The sequence below is a fragment of the Leucobacter sp. CX169 genome (assembly GCF_017161405.1).
Taxonomy (GTDB): Bacteria; Actinomycetota; Actinomycetes; order Actinomycetales; family Microbacteriaceae; genus Cx-87.
The window spans coordinates 27,336-41,745 of sequence record NZ_CP071051.1; the positions used below are offsets into that span (position 1 = coordinate 27,336).

The 14,410-nt window shown below is 58.8% G+C and carries 14 protein-coding genes; 5 read left to right on the forward strand and 9 right to left on the reverse strand.

Going from position 1 to position 14,410, the window contains the following annotated elements; genetic code table 11:
• Positions 1–4: 4 nt before the first annotated feature.
• Positions 5–1,093, reverse strand: a complete 1,089-nt coding sequence (locus JW030_RS00140; RefSeq protein WP_188045061.1) for a hypothetical protein — start codon at positions 1,091–1,093, stop codon at positions 5–7.
• 122 nt (positions 1,094–1,215) lie between these two features.
• On the opposite strand from JW030_RS00140, the gene JW030_RS00145 reads away from it, so the two are divergent.
• The gene (locus JW030_RS00145; RefSeq protein WP_206348586.1) at positions 1,216–1,674 is read left to right on the forward strand and encodes a hypothetical protein; all 459 of its coding nucleotides are present in this window, start codon (positions 1,216–1,218) and stop codon (positions 1,672–1,674) included.
• Between the two features lie 5 nt (positions 1,675–1,679).
• Here JW030_RS00145 and JW030_RS00150 read toward each other — a convergent pair whose 3' ends face one another.
• The 3 genes from JW030_RS00150 to JW030_RS00160 all read right to left on the reverse strand — a co-directional run bounded on the left by JW030_RS00150 (position 1,680) and on the right by JW030_RS00160 (position 3,736).
• Complete coding sequence (locus JW030_RS00150; RefSeq protein WP_188045059.1) at positions 1,680–1,964, reverse strand: hypothetical protein; 285 nt, start codon at positions 1,962–1,964, stop codon at positions 1,680–1,682.
• A gap of 13 nt (positions 1,965–1,977) precedes the next feature.
• Positions 1,978–2,316: a hypothetical protein gene (locus tag JW030_RS00155; protein WP_188045058.1), complete on the reverse strand. Its 339-nt coding sequence runs from the start codon at positions 2,314–2,316 to the stop codon at positions 1,978–1,980.
• A 227-nt stretch (positions 2,317–2,543) separates the two neighbouring features.
• Positions 2,544–3,736 (reverse strand): IS3 family transposase gene (locus JW030_RS00160; protein ID WP_188046809.1). Its coding sequence is split into 2 segments (ribosomal slippage): positions 2,544–3,449 and positions 3,452–3,736, totalling 1,191 coding nucleotides; the frame shifts between segments, so codons are not numbered across the junction.
• A gap of 253 nt (positions 3,737–3,989) precedes the next feature.
• On the opposite strand from JW030_RS00160, the gene JW030_RS00165 reads away from it, so the two are divergent.
• Complete coding sequence (locus JW030_RS00165) at positions 3,990–4,718, forward strand: helicase associated domain-containing protein (protein ID WP_188045953.1); 729 nt, start codon at positions 3,990–3,992, stop codon at positions 4,716–4,718.
• Here JW030_RS00165 and JW030_RS00170 read toward each other — a convergent pair.
• Positions 4,680–6,014, reverse strand: coding sequence for a site-specific DNA-methyltransferase (locus tag JW030_RS00170; protein WP_206348588.1), 1,335 nt, complete (start codon positions 6,012–6,014; stop codon positions 4,680–4,682). The two genes, JW030_RS00165 and JW030_RS00170, sit on opposite strands and share 39 nt — an antisense overlap.
• Positions 6,015–6,198: 184 nt before the next feature.
• Between JW030_RS00170 and JW030_RS00175 the strand changes: the two genes are divergently transcribed.
• Genes JW030_RS00175 through JW030_RS00185 form a run of 3 tightly spaced genes read left to right on the forward strand, consistent with a single transcriptional unit; the run spans position 6,199 to position 10,055 of the window.
• Positions 6,199–7,059, forward strand: coding sequence for a Dam family site-specific DNA-(adenine-N6)-methyltransferase (locus JW030_RS00175; protein WP_223159940.1), 861 nt, complete (start codon positions 6,199–6,201; stop codon positions 7,057–7,059).
• A 6-nt stretch (positions 7,060–7,065) separates the two neighbouring features.
• Positions 7,066–8,787, forward strand: a complete 1,722-nt coding sequence (locus JW030_RS00180; protein WP_188045952.1) for an McrB family protein — start codon at positions 7,066–7,068, stop codon at positions 8,785–8,787.
• 17 nt (positions 8,788–8,804) lie between these two features.
• Complete coding sequence (locus tag JW030_RS00185; protein WP_188045951.1) at positions 8,805–10,055, forward strand: hypothetical protein; 1,251 nt, start codon at positions 8,805–8,807, stop codon at positions 10,053–10,055.
• A 146-nt stretch (positions 10,056–10,201) separates the two neighbouring features.
• Here JW030_RS00185 and JW030_RS00190 read toward each other — a convergent pair.
• From JW030_RS00190 to JW030_RS00205, 4 genes are all read right to left on the reverse strand, one after another.
• Positions 10,202–11,378, reverse strand: a protein-coding gene (locus JW030_RS00190; RefSeq protein ID WP_188045950.1) for an IS3 family transposase whose coding sequence is annotated in 2 segments (ribosomal slippage) — positions 10,202–11,102 and positions 11,101–11,378 — 1,179 coding nt in all. Because the reading frame shifts where the segments join, the coding sequence is not laid out codon by codon here.
• Between the two features lie 909 nt (positions 11,379–12,287).
• Entirely contained in the window at positions 12,288–12,881 is a 594-nt protein-coding gene (locus tag JW030_RS00195) for a hypothetical protein (RefSeq protein ID WP_188045949.1), read from the reverse strand.
• On the reverse strand, positions 12,878–14,035 hold the full coding sequence (locus JW030_RS00200) for an ImmA/IrrE family metallo-endopeptidase (protein WP_188045948.1): 1,158 nt from the start codon (positions 14,033–14,035) through the stop codon (positions 12,878–12,880). The genes JW030_RS00195 and JW030_RS00200 overlap by 4 nt, the downstream gene beginning before the upstream one ends.
• A gap of 229 nt (positions 14,036–14,264) precedes the next feature.
• On the reverse strand, positions 14,265–14,408 hold the full coding sequence (locus JW030_RS00205) for a hypothetical protein (protein WP_188045947.1): 144 nt from the start codon (positions 14,406–14,408) through the stop codon (positions 14,265–14,267).
• Between the last annotated feature and the right edge of the window lie 2 nt (positions 14,409–14,410).

The following is a 14,410-nucleotide window of genomic DNA, read 5'->3' on the forward strand; positions in this document are numbered from 1 at the left end:
CCCATCAGATTGCCTCCCCACGGAGGACAGCGACATAGTCGCTGGCGGGGAGAAACTCGCAGTGTTCCAGCAGCCGGGGCAGCTGTTCCATCTTCCTTACACCTGCGGCGTACAGCAGGTCCTTCATGGGGGTGCGGTTCTGGAGATGCCACACCAGCCAGGTGTTGCGCAGTCGATCGCTTCGCGGGCCGTTCCCCTTCCCCTCCGCGTTCTCAACGAAAGTGGAGAGCAGGTTCGAGTAGTCCTTGCGAGCGATGGGCCCCCAGAGGCGCTCACCCTTGGTGCAGTCCTCGGTGACGGCCAGCATCCATTCGTCCCAGTCGGGCAAGAGCGGGACACGACGGGTCCGCTTCCCTGGCACATCGATCACAATGCCGGAGTTCGAGACATCTACGTGTGCTGAGGTGATCTGGGCGACTTCGCTTGAGGAAAGCCCCGCCCCAGCACACAGGGCGAGCATCGCGACTCCGCGACGCCGCTTGAGTGGGTTGCTCTGGTTTGCGGCCCAGTTTCGGAACCGGTCCATTTCGGCCGCTGAGTACGGTGCCACAGAACTCTTCCGGTTTTGGGGCGTGTATTCGTAAGCATGTTCTTCCGGGCACAGGATCTTGCTGACCCGGTCCAGGTACGCGCGATAGTTTCGTCGGGTGCCTGGCTTGAGGTGGGACATTTCGTCGGTCACATACAGGTCGATCATCTGGCGCGACCAAATGATCTTCCCGTCGAGTGGGAGATGCTTCTCCATCACGACCCACTCGACGTAGGCGGCCGCGGTCGACTGAACGAGGCCGGCGGCGTACGGCAGCTGCGGCGCGGTAACAGATACTGCGTCCTCCACAAACTGTCGGATGCGGCCCCAAGTCTCCGGGCTCACCTTTGGGCTTCGCGTCCGCATGTGATTCATCACCTCCGGCGGAAGGTCGTAGTAACGGATTCCGCGCAACGCCTTCGCGGTCTTCGCGGTAGGGTTGCGAAACGTTCCGAGGTTCTCAAGCAGCTGCTTTCGATGCGTCGCCAATTCGGGATGCGGGGCGAACAGCATGTGCTCGTCGGACGTTGCGGGCGGGGTCTGAATAATCGTTGAGGTCTTCACGCCTGCAGTAATGGGCGGTGGCCGACAAACAGGCGTGTCTGCGGAATAAAAACCAGTTCGCCAGACGTATACTCACTTCATCAGCAGCAAAATCGGCATCACTGTTGTGGAGGAGAGCTGGGTTGGCGACACGGAAGGGGTTCACGTTTGAACCGAGGGCGCTGACCGACGCACCGAAACAGTTCGGGTCGATTAAGGCTCATCTTCGGCCGGCCGAAGGCGTTTCAATCGCCGATCCGAGATTTCAGGCGGCATTGATGCAGCATCTGCTCGCCAACGAAGTGCGTGAGTATTTGGGGAGCCATCAGCGTGACGTCGCGTGGTTCGCGTCGCCCGAGGCTGGGCATCCCGGGGTCAGCGTGGACCGAATGCGGCGCATGCTTCGCGGCGAGACGATGATGCAAGTCGCAGACATGATGATGATCACAAGCCTCGTGAACAATGCCAGCAGGATCGTGCAGGAGAGCGTCGGAGTCGACTTCGAAGAGGAGAAACTGCGCAAGCACGAGAACTGGCAGCTGCGGTACGCCATGGAGACGTGCACCTGCCCCGCGAGACATAAAGTCCCACCGCGCTGGTAGCAACCTCATGATCCGGGGCTCTCGAGTGGACGCGACGTGGATCGCTCCGGCTCGGTAACCTTGATAGTGATGCCGCCCACGACCCGTACGCCGGGGATCTGTTGGAACAGGTCTCGCGGTTGGAGCAGGCTTTCGAGCGCCGCCTGGGGTGATTCGAGCGCCGTGCCGGCGACGATGAGTTGCCGGGCCTCGGTGTTCGGAATGCAGGCCGCAACCGCGGCCAAGTACAGACTCCCTTCGTCCAGGACGAACACGTCCACGGTCATGGTGCAGGTGAATCGAAGAGTCATTTGTTCTGGCCTTTCACGGGGTACGGCTGTCGGGGGTAGTCAGGTAGACGGGTCGCAAATGCAGCCCGGCGGGCAGCGGCCTGCCACGCAGATGGGCGACACCGACCGTGCACGCCTCGGCGGTAGTGAACTGTTCCTCGGTGCGGCAGCTTCGGGTCCAGTACTGGCACTGCTCAGGCAACATGATCATTCGAGACTGCGTGGCGCCGGTGCGCGCGACCATGCGTGTGCGGCCAGGCAGCCCGAGTTCGAGCACGCAGGCGGCCGTGGTCCCGAGGACCTGGAACCAGACGCCTGTCATGCCGGCGCTGATTACCGTCCACGGCCAATAGTCGCCGTCGATCGAATGCACCAGCTCCCGGGCCTGCGAGAGCCCGCCAGTGATGGGCTGCTCCTCATCGAAGTGGTTCGCCCGCCACAGCCACCCCTCCTCGGCATCGGTGAGCTCGAGAAGCGCGGTGTCCGGGCAGTAGACCGAGTCCGGGTGGTGTGGGCCCAGTCGGAGGGTGTCGGGCGCCTTGGAGGTCGGCGCGGCGGCGGATACCGGGGGTCTGATGCAGGAACTGGTGACAGTTCTAGTTAGGCCGCGAGGGCCAGGTCGTTGTTCATGATGGTCTCGAACTCGATCGGCGTCAAACGGCCCAGACGGACCTGGCGACGCCTGCGGTGATAGGTCCGCTCGATCCAGGTCACGATCGCGATGCGTAGCTGTTCGCGCGTGGCCCAGGAACGTCGGTTCAGGACGTTTTTCTGCAGCAGGCTGAAGAACGATTCCATTGCCGCGTTGTCGCCGCAGGAAGCGACTCTGCCCATCGATCCGACGAGATTATGGACGGCAAGTTCGCGGCGCAGTTTCCTGCTTCGGAATTGCGATCCTCTGTCTGAATGGACGATACAGCCGTTCACGTTTCCGCGCATCCGGACGGCGTTGCGGACAGCTCGGACCGCGAGTGATGCCTTCATTCTCGAGTCGATCGAGTAACCCACGATCCGACCGCTGAAGGCGTCTTTGACCGCGCAAAGATAGAGCCGACCTTCGCTCGTTTTGTGTTCCGTAATGTCGGTCAGCCAGAGCTGGTTCGGCCGGGACGCCACGAACCGGTGACGCTCACGCCCGTGCTCGTCGATGACGACGCAGAGATCGTCGTGAACGGCGGGGCCAGACTTCTTGCCGTTCTTGCTCCGCTTCTTCCCGAACACACTCCACCAGCCATTCGATGATGCGATCCGCCACGCGGTCCGATCCGACATCGCCTGGCCCTCCTCGCGGGCCTCGTCGGCGAGGAGCCGATACCCGAACTCCGGGTCGTCGCGGTGCGCGTCGAACAGCGCGTTCGCCCGATACGCCTCCTCGAGCTCCCGGCTTGTCACAGGATCACGTAGCCAGCGGTAGTAGGGCTGGCGAGCGAGCTTCAAGACCCGGCACGACACCACGACAGGGATTCCGTCGGCGGCGAGCTCGCTCACGAGCGGGTACATCATTTTCCCGGCAGATGAGCCTGGGACAGATACGCGGTCGCGCGACGCAGCACCTCGACCTCCTGCTCGAGGAGGCGATTGCGCTTACGGAGCTCGCGCAGCTCGGCGGAATCCTGCTTCGTCTCACCCGGCTGTTCGCCGGCTTCGATGCGGGCTTGACGCATCCACTTGTCGAGAGTTCCGACATGGACGCCGAAGTCCTTCGCGATCTGCGCGAGGGAGACGTCTGGGTCGCGGTTCTGCGCGACCCGGACGACGTCGTCGCGGAACTCCTTGGGGAACGGCTTGGGCATGATGACATCCTTCCAGGCCAGCCCTCTCGGCTAGCCATGTTTGATGTCACCAGTTCCTGCATCAGACCCCGGCGCGGCGGGGCGAAGTGTGGTGTTCATGCCCCAGACGCTAGAAACCGGTCGGCCGGGAAGCCAGCACCTGCCGCGCACGCCACCTGCACTTCCTGGTGCGGGCGTTCGAGCGTTCTGCTTACGGTGTCTGCACTTTCTGCTTACAAGCCCTGTAGTGCCCGCTCAATGGAAGGAAGTACGCATGAACGACAGCATGGTTACCTTCGGAACGTGGAGGAAAGAAAACCCTGAAAAATGGGCGCAAGTCGAAGGCAGCGTGACCCGCAACCAGATGCGCACGCTGAAATTCCTCGACGCCCAGATCCACCTCACGCGGGAAGCCGGATCAGGAATAGCGCCACCGGATACCCCTGAAGTGCGCTGGCTGCGCCGCTGCGTCATCGTCTACCTCCACGTCATGGCGCACGGCATCCTCCCGACCGACGAGACGAGCGCGATGTGGGTGAAAAACCAACGCCGTGGCGCGCTCTGCGACTACCAAGTCGCGGCACTGCAACAGATCCCCGGCTGGCGGTGGCGGCCAAGGCGATCCAGCTGGGACGCGCGCGTACAGGAACTCGGCGCCTTCCGCGAGGCGTACGGCAGAGACCCCCGAGTGCGCTCAGGCTGGGAACACGAGCGCGCGATCGCGCACTGGTGTCAGAGGCAACGCCAAGCTGCGCAGGACGGCAAACTCACACCGAACCAGATGTCACTGATCGATGGAGAGGGAGGGCAGCCGACAGGTGAGACTGCGTGGGCGGTGCCGACGTTCGCTGGCTCGTATGAACGCTGGTTTCGGGATTTCTGGGTCGAAATCGAGGTATCGGACGGAACTCGGGCTGCAATGCAACTTCAATCAGTCGGCCACGACCCGCACGAAGTGATGAAGCTAGGCGGCACCGACGTTGGAAGGAGCGAACTTCAATAGACCGCTACGAAGATTTGAAGCCCTATGGGTGTCGGGGAGAACACCAAATCGTGGGGACACGTGAAGTACCTCGAAGGTTCCGCCCCCTGTCCACGAGACTTGATCTGTGATTCCACCAGAATCGACCCCATTGATAACAGCATTGAGCCTCGGCAAGGTGAAGTCCAAAACAGTTTGAGTGTTTCGCTCTACGGTCACCCACCGTCGGGCCATCTTGTGCGCAGTCGCAGCTGTCGTACCCGATCCAGCGAAAAGATCAACAACTAGGTCGGTCGGGTTTGAAGCTATGTGGATAATGCGTTCCAAAAGTTCTTCTGGCTTTGGTGTGTCAAAGACAGTATTTTCCGGGAACAGTTCAAGTAGGTGCCTCTTTGCGTCATCGTTAGTCCCAACGTCTGCAGAGCCCCATACGGTGAAAGGCACGAGTCCACGTAGCTGACTCGGGAACAACTTGAGGCGAGGCATCCCAGCGCCGCTCTTGGGAAACCAGATTCTGTCATCGGCGAGCAAGTCAGCATAAGTGCGTTCTGTTGCGTACCAAGAGCGGCCTCTTGGGGGGCGAACAACAGTGCCTGCTGGTGTCACAATGTCATACTGCTGGGCACGGCGGTACCCCGGGGCGGTGAAGGGCGCGTCTGACCATGGTCCGCGAGGGTCGTTGTCTCGATTGCGCAGGTTCTCCTCGTCTTTTGCGAGTAAGTTCCTGCTCGTCTTCCATCTGCGGGGGCCCGAGGGCGCATATACAAGAATCGTGTCATGATTCGAGCTAAACGCGGCACGAGAATCGCGAGTGGTTCGTTTCTGCCAAATCACTGACGCTACGAATGAGTCTTCGCCAAACACCTCATCCAGCACCATTCGTGCTCGATGAACTTCGGAATCATCGAGGTGGACCCAAACTGATGCATCCTCACGGAGCAGTGGCTTCAGGGCAAGGAGGCGGTCACGAATCATACTTAACCACATGGGCCGCGCCAGGGAGTCCCCGTACTGGTTGAACGTCTTTTGGGTGTTGAACGGCGGGTCGATGTAGACGAGGCGGATACCGTCATCGAATACGTTCGAGTTCTGCAATGCCTCGATCGCATCGAATCCGTCGCCGACAACAATTGCATTCGAATGCCTGTCAAGTGGGGCGTTGCCGAACAGCTCGTACTTGACGGGCTTAGAGAGCCTTCTGTCCGAGGGCTGCACCCAGTCGTATGAGGTGACCCCCGACGCGCGAAGTGTCAGGTGCTTGTTTGGCCAAGTTAGTTCGACGCCTTGGTTCATTGGTTTCTTCACTTCGCTAGTCATGCGCGGTCTCGTTGTTGAAGGGAGTACGCCGCCGCCCACACAAATACTCTGGCTGCACTGCGCACTAGACGCGACTCAGCCGCTTTGCACACAGCACCCTTGTCAGTGGTTCCATGGAGAATAGGATGACATCCGCCAGTGACACTGGCGGTCTGGCGCGACGGAGATAGCTATTTTTGACAACCTGGCAACAGCCCCGCTTCGAGCCCGCAAGCCATTCGTACGTTGGGTCGGCGGTAAGTCGAGACTTCTGCCTCGAATTCTCCCACACATTCCCCCCTCTTTCGGCAGCTACCATGAACCCTTCCTCGGGGGCGGGGCTGTGTTTTTTGCGGTCCAAGACCGCGTTCGGGGGACTGCAAACCTGGCCGACCTGAACAGGCACCTCGTGAACGCCTGGGTCGCAATGCGTGACCATCAGGACGAGCTTGAGCCACTGCTTGATTTTCACAAGGAACGAGATTCAAAGGAGTACTTCTACGAGGTGCGGGCACAGGTGCCGACCGAGCTTCTTGAGAGCGCTGCGCGGTTCCTTTACCTAAACGGGACCTCGTGGAACCATCTGTGGCGAGAGAACTCAAAAACAGGGGCCATGAATGCACCATGGGGTGATCGGCAGTTCAAAGGTTTCGACGCAGAAACGATGGAGTCTTTGCGGAACTCGCTCGTAAATACTGAGATTCGCAAAGAGGATTTCAGGACGGCCCTTGAACGTGTAGAAGCAGGGGACTTTGTGTACCTCGACCCTCCCTATTTGCCCGTATTTTCGCTTCCAGGAACTGAGAAAGAGCCCACAGCGAAGTTCAACAAGTACACCGCCAAGACGTTTGAGCAATCTGACCTTGAGGAACTTGCGGGTATCTGTGAACTTCTCACGAGTCGAGGCATCAAATGGATCATGTCGAATCGGGACACGGCGGGAGTTCGTGCAATTTTTGATTTCGCCGATATTGTCAGCTTTACGACACATCGTTCATTGGCTGCTCAGAGCAAGCGAGAAGTGGAGTCACACCACTCTCCGGAGGCCATTGTTATTGGAAGGTAGGCGTCCGTGGTCGCACAAGCAGTTGATGCAATTTGGGTCTGGCAATTCAATGCCAGTGCGTTTCGGAGCACCTTTGGTCGATTCTCAGATGAAGGTGCCGGAAATAGTAGGTACACGAAGGACTACCTCCAGGTAGGAGGTGAGTGTTCAGAACTACTCAAGCGCAAGTTCGGTGTTGCGGCGCAGAAAGACGCTCGACGCGACATCGAATATGTTTGGCCAGGCGGAAACGCCGCGGGCTTCATTTCCTATTCAGCAGACCGTTATCACGTCGCCTGGCCGAAAGACAAAGCGCCCGCTCCGTGGAAGTTATCGACCCAGCCAAGCGGGTCCGCCGGGGAAGCAATCCCTGGAAACCCGAGCGCTCCTTCCGTTGTTGAAGCGGATCGTGAGTGGGACAAACTTGACGCACAGGCCCTGGAACCAATTCTTGTGGCAGTTAAATTGCGAGACGAATCCACGCGTCTTCATATTCGCGCATATTTAGGAAATCCTCCCCCAGGTATGGAGTGGTCGTCTTCACAGAACCTTCCTGATGCTGTGCGCGAAACGGCCTTGAAGTTGAACGCAAAACGAGGATGCGTTTCGTTGGACGTTGGTGGCGGAGCAGCTGCCGAGCCCGAGGTTATGGCTCTGATTGAACACTTACAGGACAATCCGAACCTACTTCTTGTTGGCCCACCTGGCACTGGCAAGACCGTGAGGCTTGAGCAACTCACCCAGTTTGTGGAGCATAGTTCTGGCGGTCTCTCCTTTGACCCGGATCAGGCTCACGATGCATGGAGTGAAGATACTGACGTCCTGCTTGGCAAGGCCAGTGTCGTCGTTTTACACCCTTCGTATACCTACGAAAACCTAGTTGTAGGACTGCTTCCTGAACCGGTCAAGGGTGGCGTGGCCGTACGTGCCACCCCAGGCCCATTGGTGAACCTCGCCAAATTCGCAAGCAAGCCAGGAAATCGCGCATTGCTTGTGTTGGATGAGTTCAACCGCGGAAACGCGGCAGCTATCTTGGGAGACACCCTGGCGTTACTCGACAAGGACAAGCGGGATCGCGCTCATATCAGCTTGCCCTTTTCGCAACTTGGGATTGAGGTACCTGCAGAATACGCCGATGGGCAATCCTCTCGAGTGCCTGCCAAGTTCACGCTGCCAAAGAACCTCTGGATTGTGGCGGCGATGAATTCTTCTGACCGCTCTGTTGCGCCACTTGACGCCGCATTGCGTAGACGGTTCTCAATTGTCGAGGTGCCACCCGACTACGAGGTGTTGGCTCAGCGACTGCGGGTAGTTGAGGAGACAGAGCTCGAGGATGACTTCGCGGATTGGACGCCGGAGCATGTCTCATCACTTGCAGTCAAACTTCTTCGAGCTATTAACGACAGAATTGACGCCGTGCTGGGCTCGGACTTCAGGCTCGGGCAATCAAATTTTTGGTCGGTTGATGGGGCGAGTAGAGATGAAGCAATCTCGAGCCTTGCGTCCGCATTTGATTACCGTCTAGTTGCAACCTTGAAACTTGCACTTCAGGACGACGACGGGGCTCTTGCTGCAATCTTGCGTGCAGGTACATCCCAGGCGCCTGCCTCGGGTGCCGCTATAGTCGCGCACTGGAAGGGGGCAGACCCCTCACTTGGTACCTACGCGTCAGCACGGTTGCATCTACGGGAGGTCTCGAAACGCTCGGTTGAAGAAATGCATGCCGAATTGTTTCGTCAAGCGAGCTAATAGTGACTAGTCGGTACTTGTTTCGCGAGTACGAGGGACAGCAATTTGATCCGGAACTGCGCGGAAAGCTCGCGGCGGGGGCGCAGCAAGTTGCCGCGACGCTTCGGCCGCGTCTCGCGCAGTTCTCTGAAGCGGGCGACAGCGTCTCTTTCCAGAATCTCATTGGTTCATTCGCTTTGCCAGGAGGAGGCGTTGTTGAAGTGGCGCCGAAGATTGCGGCTTCGGATTGGACCACTGCGGTAGTGCATCTGCTGTCCGCAGAGACGCGACTTACGGTTTCTGGTTCGCAGCGATCACAGTCCACTGCACGGAAAGATGATCTCACTGCAGCCATTGCGATTGAGTACGCCAGGCGCCTGGAGCGAGCACTTCGGGCCGATGGCCCGATTCAGGTGTATGAAAGACGAACTCAGCGAACGCGACGCCTGAATGGGCGCCTCAACGTGACCCAATGGATGCGAAATGTAGCCTCAGACCCAGCACTTTTCCCGGTCACGCGGGACGAGTTGAGTCCTGACAATGATTTCACACGGGGGTTGTCAATCGTTGCCGGAGTGCTGGGCAGGTCGGCGGCAGGGGGTGAAGCCTCGTCCAGGCTTCGGCGCCTGCAGTCGGCGATTATTCCCGGACATCCTCTGCCTGCATTTGTAAATCCTTCAGTAGGTGGCCGGCTCCTGCCGACGCAGTGGGGGAGCTATCGTTCGACCTGGGACATCGCGGCACCGATCTTGCGCAATCGATCGGTAGTAGGAGACCCCGGTCACTCCAACGGCCTCGAAGTTGCTGTTGAACCCTGGCCACTTCTCGAGACGCTACTTGAGCGGACGCTACAAAAGCTCACCATGCAACGCAGCGACCTGACGTTTGAACCGAAGCGATCCCATGCACTCCTGAAGCTGGGCACTGGAAGGGTCGCGCAAAGTGTCGAACCGGACGGAGCACTTTCATGGAGTCATGGAGGAATCGCCGCGACATTCGAAGCTAAGTACGCAGCGATGTCGGGAGCCCCGCAGAGGGAGCATGTATTCCAAGCGCTTGCGACTGCGGCCGCCCTGAATTCCCCACTTTCGGTACTGGTCTATCCGACAGACGACGCTCCGAAGTGGTACGAACTACAAGGTTTCCGCGGCAGGCCCACCCATCTTGTGACCGTTGGGTTGTCCCTGTTCAAGTACAGGCGCGGAGAAGGTGACGCCTCCCGTGCGGACCTGATTCGCGCGCTAATTGAGGAAGCGCAGACCCGAAGTCAACCTTCCTTGGCGGCGTAGCATTCCCTAGACCGTCACGAGCGTGTGGCTGGGCCTAGCATCGACGAGAAAGTTCACTTGCAACTCAATGCTCGCTAATGGCTTTCGTCTGCTTAGCGTCAGTGAGCTGCTGCGGTGATTTCGGACAGCGGAATTAGTGGATTCTTCTACGCTGCCAAGGCTGGCTGCTGATAACCATAGTGGACTTCGTTGGGTCGACGATAGCCGAGCGCGGAGTGCCGGCGTCGACTGTTGTAGAACCCCTCGATGTAGCGGATGACGTCGCTGCGCGCTTGTGCCTTGGTCGCGTACACGGTGCGGTAGACGCGCTCGTTCTTGAGCATCGAGAAGAATGATTCCGCCATGCTGTTGTCCCAGCACACGCCCGTCTTGCCCATCGATGAGCGCATCCCCAGACTCGCCACCAAAGCCCTGAAGTCGGCCGAGGTATAGACGGAGCCGCGGTCTGAATGCCAGATCGCGTCTGGCTCGATCAGGGTCGTCGCGGCGGCATTCTTGAGCGCGTCAGCGACCAACTCGGTGCGCATGTGATCAGCGATGGACCAGCCGACCACTCTCTTTGAGTAGCAGTCGATGACCGTGGCGAGGTAGATGAACCCCTGCCACGTGTGGATATAGGTGATGTCGCCGACGAATTTCACTCCGGGCCGATCTGCGGTGAAGTCCCGCTTGAGCAGGTCCGGCAGGTTCGCCGCATCATCACCGTCGGTCGTGACCCGGAACGGGCGCGGCTGACAAGCGACCAGGGCCTCACTGCGCATGATCTGCCGCACCAGCTCCGCCGAGCACTCGGTGCCCTCGCCCCAAAGATCGGCGTGGATGCGTCGGTACCCGTAAGTACCGTCGGACTCTTCGAAGAAGTGCTGAACCCGGGCTGTCAACGCCACCCTGCGGGCCGCGGTGGCCGACTGCGGGCGCTTCAACCAGTCGTAGAAGCCCGAGGCCGACACGGTCAACCACAGGCACATCTTCCAGACCGGGTTCGTCTCGGCCGGGTCGTTCTTCTGGGAATCGATGTACTCGTACCGGCTCACTACCGCTGCTCCCTCGCAAAGTAAGCCGTTGCTTTTTTAGGAACGCAGTCTCTGCCCGTAGTTCCTGATTCTCCCGCTCGAGCTCTTTCAGTCGGGCCCGTTCAGTGAGCGTCAGCTCGGTCTCAGTGCCGCCATTCTTCTCGCGGTACTTGATCAACCAGTTCCGCAGCGTCTCCGGTCCGACGCCATACGCGACGGCGACGTCCTTGATGGGCTTCGATGTGGAGATCACCTCCAGACACAGCTCGTCCTTGAACTCCTGGGTGAAGCGTCGTCGTGATGCGGTCATGCTGCAGATCTCTCTTTCAGTAGCGCCCTCAGCTTAAGAGGGCCCACTGTCCGAGATCACCGCAGCAGGTCACAGCCATATTGTCAGCGTTTCGATGGCTGTGGACTCCAGAAAGGCGTCAGTCTTCTGGGCCAAGTTTGACAGTCTTGCTCGGCGACAAGCACCTGCGGCAGCTTCGGTACTCACCCAACCTCTCCAGCTTCCCTGGAGCCACCATTCTTGGCATCCGGGCAGGCGCCGCATCGACTGCCTGCGCCCTCCATCGCGCGCTTCTCAGTGCACTGGCTAGCTCCGCCCGCACCTCACCCCACGCCAGCTCCCGGTTCGCTTGATACTCGATGGCGTTGCATGTCGCTTCGTGAACGACTGTCTCCGCCCCGGCGATCGCGTTGACGACGAGGCGCTTTCCTTCAGCGAGTTGTTGGCGGACCGTTTCCTGCTCGACGGCGATCTGCGCAGGGATCGCGGCCAGTGCGGCTGCAGCCTCAGCAGGGGTGCGGGGTAGGGCGTAGGGCGAAAGGCACCACGGGGAAGGCTGGGAGTCTTCGCGCGCGACTTTCACTAGATCATCGAGCGCAAGCTTCAGAGTTTTGCCGTCTCCGAACTCGAGCAGGACTTTGACTCCCGAGAGGACGCCGAGCTGCGCGCCGTCCGGCGTCTCGAACGACTTTCCGACATGCGCCTCGTGGATCGAGGCTGCGAGAACGGAAGGTATTCCCGGATTGCTTTCGGCGAAGATGGTTTCAAGTCTCCAATCTGCACAAAGCGACCTGGGTCCGCGATTGCGTACCTACGAGAGTGAGCGCTCTCCGCTGGCATACGTAGAGGCGGAAACTGCGACTTGATCACCGCGCGGCCATGCCGCAAGTACATCCCGTAGGCGTCTGTCAGCGGTTCTTCCACCCTGAATCATTGACGAGGCCACTGAAGCTTCGGTGGCGGATCGATGAGTGGGCGCTCTGCATCCCGTAACTGTGCGTAGTAGGCGTTCTTTGCGTCTGATGTGATGGTGCCTTCAGATGCCGCGGCCTCGAGGAAGGTTCTTGTTACCATTCCTTGCCAAACTTGTGGTGTGACTAAGCGCAAATGGCGTGAATCAGGAGTTTGCGTTGCCGTGCAAAAATCTCGAACGCGTCGGTCTTCCGTCAACATGAAGACAATCTCCGCCTCAAACCTCTGCGAGCAAATGGCGATGGACTGCGACTCACCAAGATGCTGAGCTCGACTATCTTCGCTACTCATGAAGAAGTTGGTCTGGACGTCAAACACCAGGGCTTCCTCCTCACCCTCTGGCACCAATGCATCTCCAAAAATCTCTTCGCAGCGATTGAGATGGTCAGGGATGTTGAATTCAATTTCTGAACGGACTTTTTCTGCCCACACTGGAGGACGTCCGGTTCGAGTAACAAATGACTCGAGAAGATCCAGGCGATCTATGACTGCAAAATTCCAGAGTAGCCCTGTGTCTGCAACAAAGAATCGTCGCGGAGGGGTGGCGCTCACAGAAGCGCAAGGAAGTCGGCAGCAGCTTCCTCATCAGAGACGGTCATTGCAGGCTGCAGCTCTTCCACAGGCACTCCCAGCATCCATGCGAGACAGTCCGGTGCTAGTCGGCGGGATTCCACTCCCTCTGTATGCGCCGAGACAAGGCGATCAGGGAATCGTGGGGTCCGCCAGAAACCCCTTCGGTTCTCTACCGCATGTTGCCCGTACATCTCAGTGAATAATCCATTCAATTCAACCTGTGAGAGGTGGACTTGGAGAGAATTCTTTGTTGAGTTTGCTCGCCGGGCCACAGCGTCGGCACCAACACCGTGTTCCCATGCAGCTCGTGCAAAAGTTCTCGGATCGCTTGTTGTGAAGTCGATCATCGAAGCCTTTGGCATCAGGAAGTCGGCAGCAAATCCATTCGCGAAGGTTTCTGAATCGCGTGTGTCCAGGTCATGATCGGGATCGTGTTGGAAAAGGTCATCGAAAAGCAAATGCCCGACTTCGTGCATGACTGCGTATACCGCGGAGTACCAACTACCCGTTTGCACGGTTACAATCACAGAATTCCCGAGCACCTCAAATGCCTGTGCCTGAGCTCGATTGGTCTCGATACCGTCGACAATTGCTACGTCAATGCCAAGTTCGCCCTCAAGAAATGCGGGCAAATCCAGCACAATGTCTCTGTACTCAGAGTTGCACCAAAGCTTGCGAAGTTCTGCGGCCAGCACGCGTCCCGGCGCATAATCTTGCGGTGTGCCCGTTGGTGCCCCCAGCGCGATGCGTGCCCGTTCGAGTCGGCCATTGCCCACGAGTTCTGCCTGAGTGTAGGCAGAAGAAACTGCCCTCACTCGCCGTAAGCAATCCTCCCAATCGGCAACATGCTCACCATCTACAAACTCGTGGCGAGCTGCCACCCGGGGCTCATATGCGGGATGTGACCCTGTAATGATGAAGTACGCCTCAAGAGCGAGTGCGTCTGCGATCAGCGCGATTTCCTCAGAAGTAAATTGGCGATCGCCACTCAGGGATTTACTCAGCTTCGACTTATCAAATGCCGAGGCCCCTGCAGCCTGGAGTGACCGCACAAGATCTTCTTGTGTTAGCTGTAACTGCTCGAGACGTCGCTTGATGCGCGCGCCAACAGGCACCTCTTTCGACGTGGACATACCCAATTGTCTCAGTAAGTTGCGAAATCCGCAACATCTTGATCGTGCTGGTGTGACTCTCTGGCCAATTGACGTTTTGATCTGACGTATACGGAGACCTATGTCATTGTCGCGGGACTTCGAGCTAGCCATGGGTCACCGTATGCGGAGGCTGAGTCATTGACTCTGCCAGCTTGGGCGTAGAGTCAAGGGCTCCATCGGGTGGGCTGCGCATTGTTGGTTGCAACCATTACCCAAGTCTCACGGTCTCGCCGCCTTCGAACTCGAGCAGGACTCTTACCCCGGTGAGGGCGCCAAGCTGCGCGCCGGCGAGCGTCTCGAACGACTTGCCAAGGTGTGTTTCGGTGATCGAGGTGGCGAGAACGGACCGCACAG

What these genes read in the sequence shown, in the direction of transcription:
- JW030_RS00150 (WP_188045059.1), bottom strand. Translation starts at nt 1,964, where the DNA reads ATGACTCTTCGATTCACCTGCACCATGACCGTGGACGTGTTCGTCCTG.
- JW030_RS00165 (WP_188045953.1), top strand. Translation starts at nt 3,990, where the DNA reads ATGAACGACAGCATGGTTACCTTCGGAACGTGGAGGAAAGAAAACCCT.
- JW030_RS00170 (WP_206348588.1), bottom strand. Translation starts at nt 6,014, where the DNA reads ATGACTAGCGAAGTGAAGAAACCAATGAACCAAGGCGTCGAACTAACT.
- JW030_RS00200 (WP_188045948.1), bottom strand. Translation starts at nt 14,035, where the DNA reads ATGTCCACGTCGAAAGAGGTGCCTGTTGGCGCGCGCATCAAGCGACGT.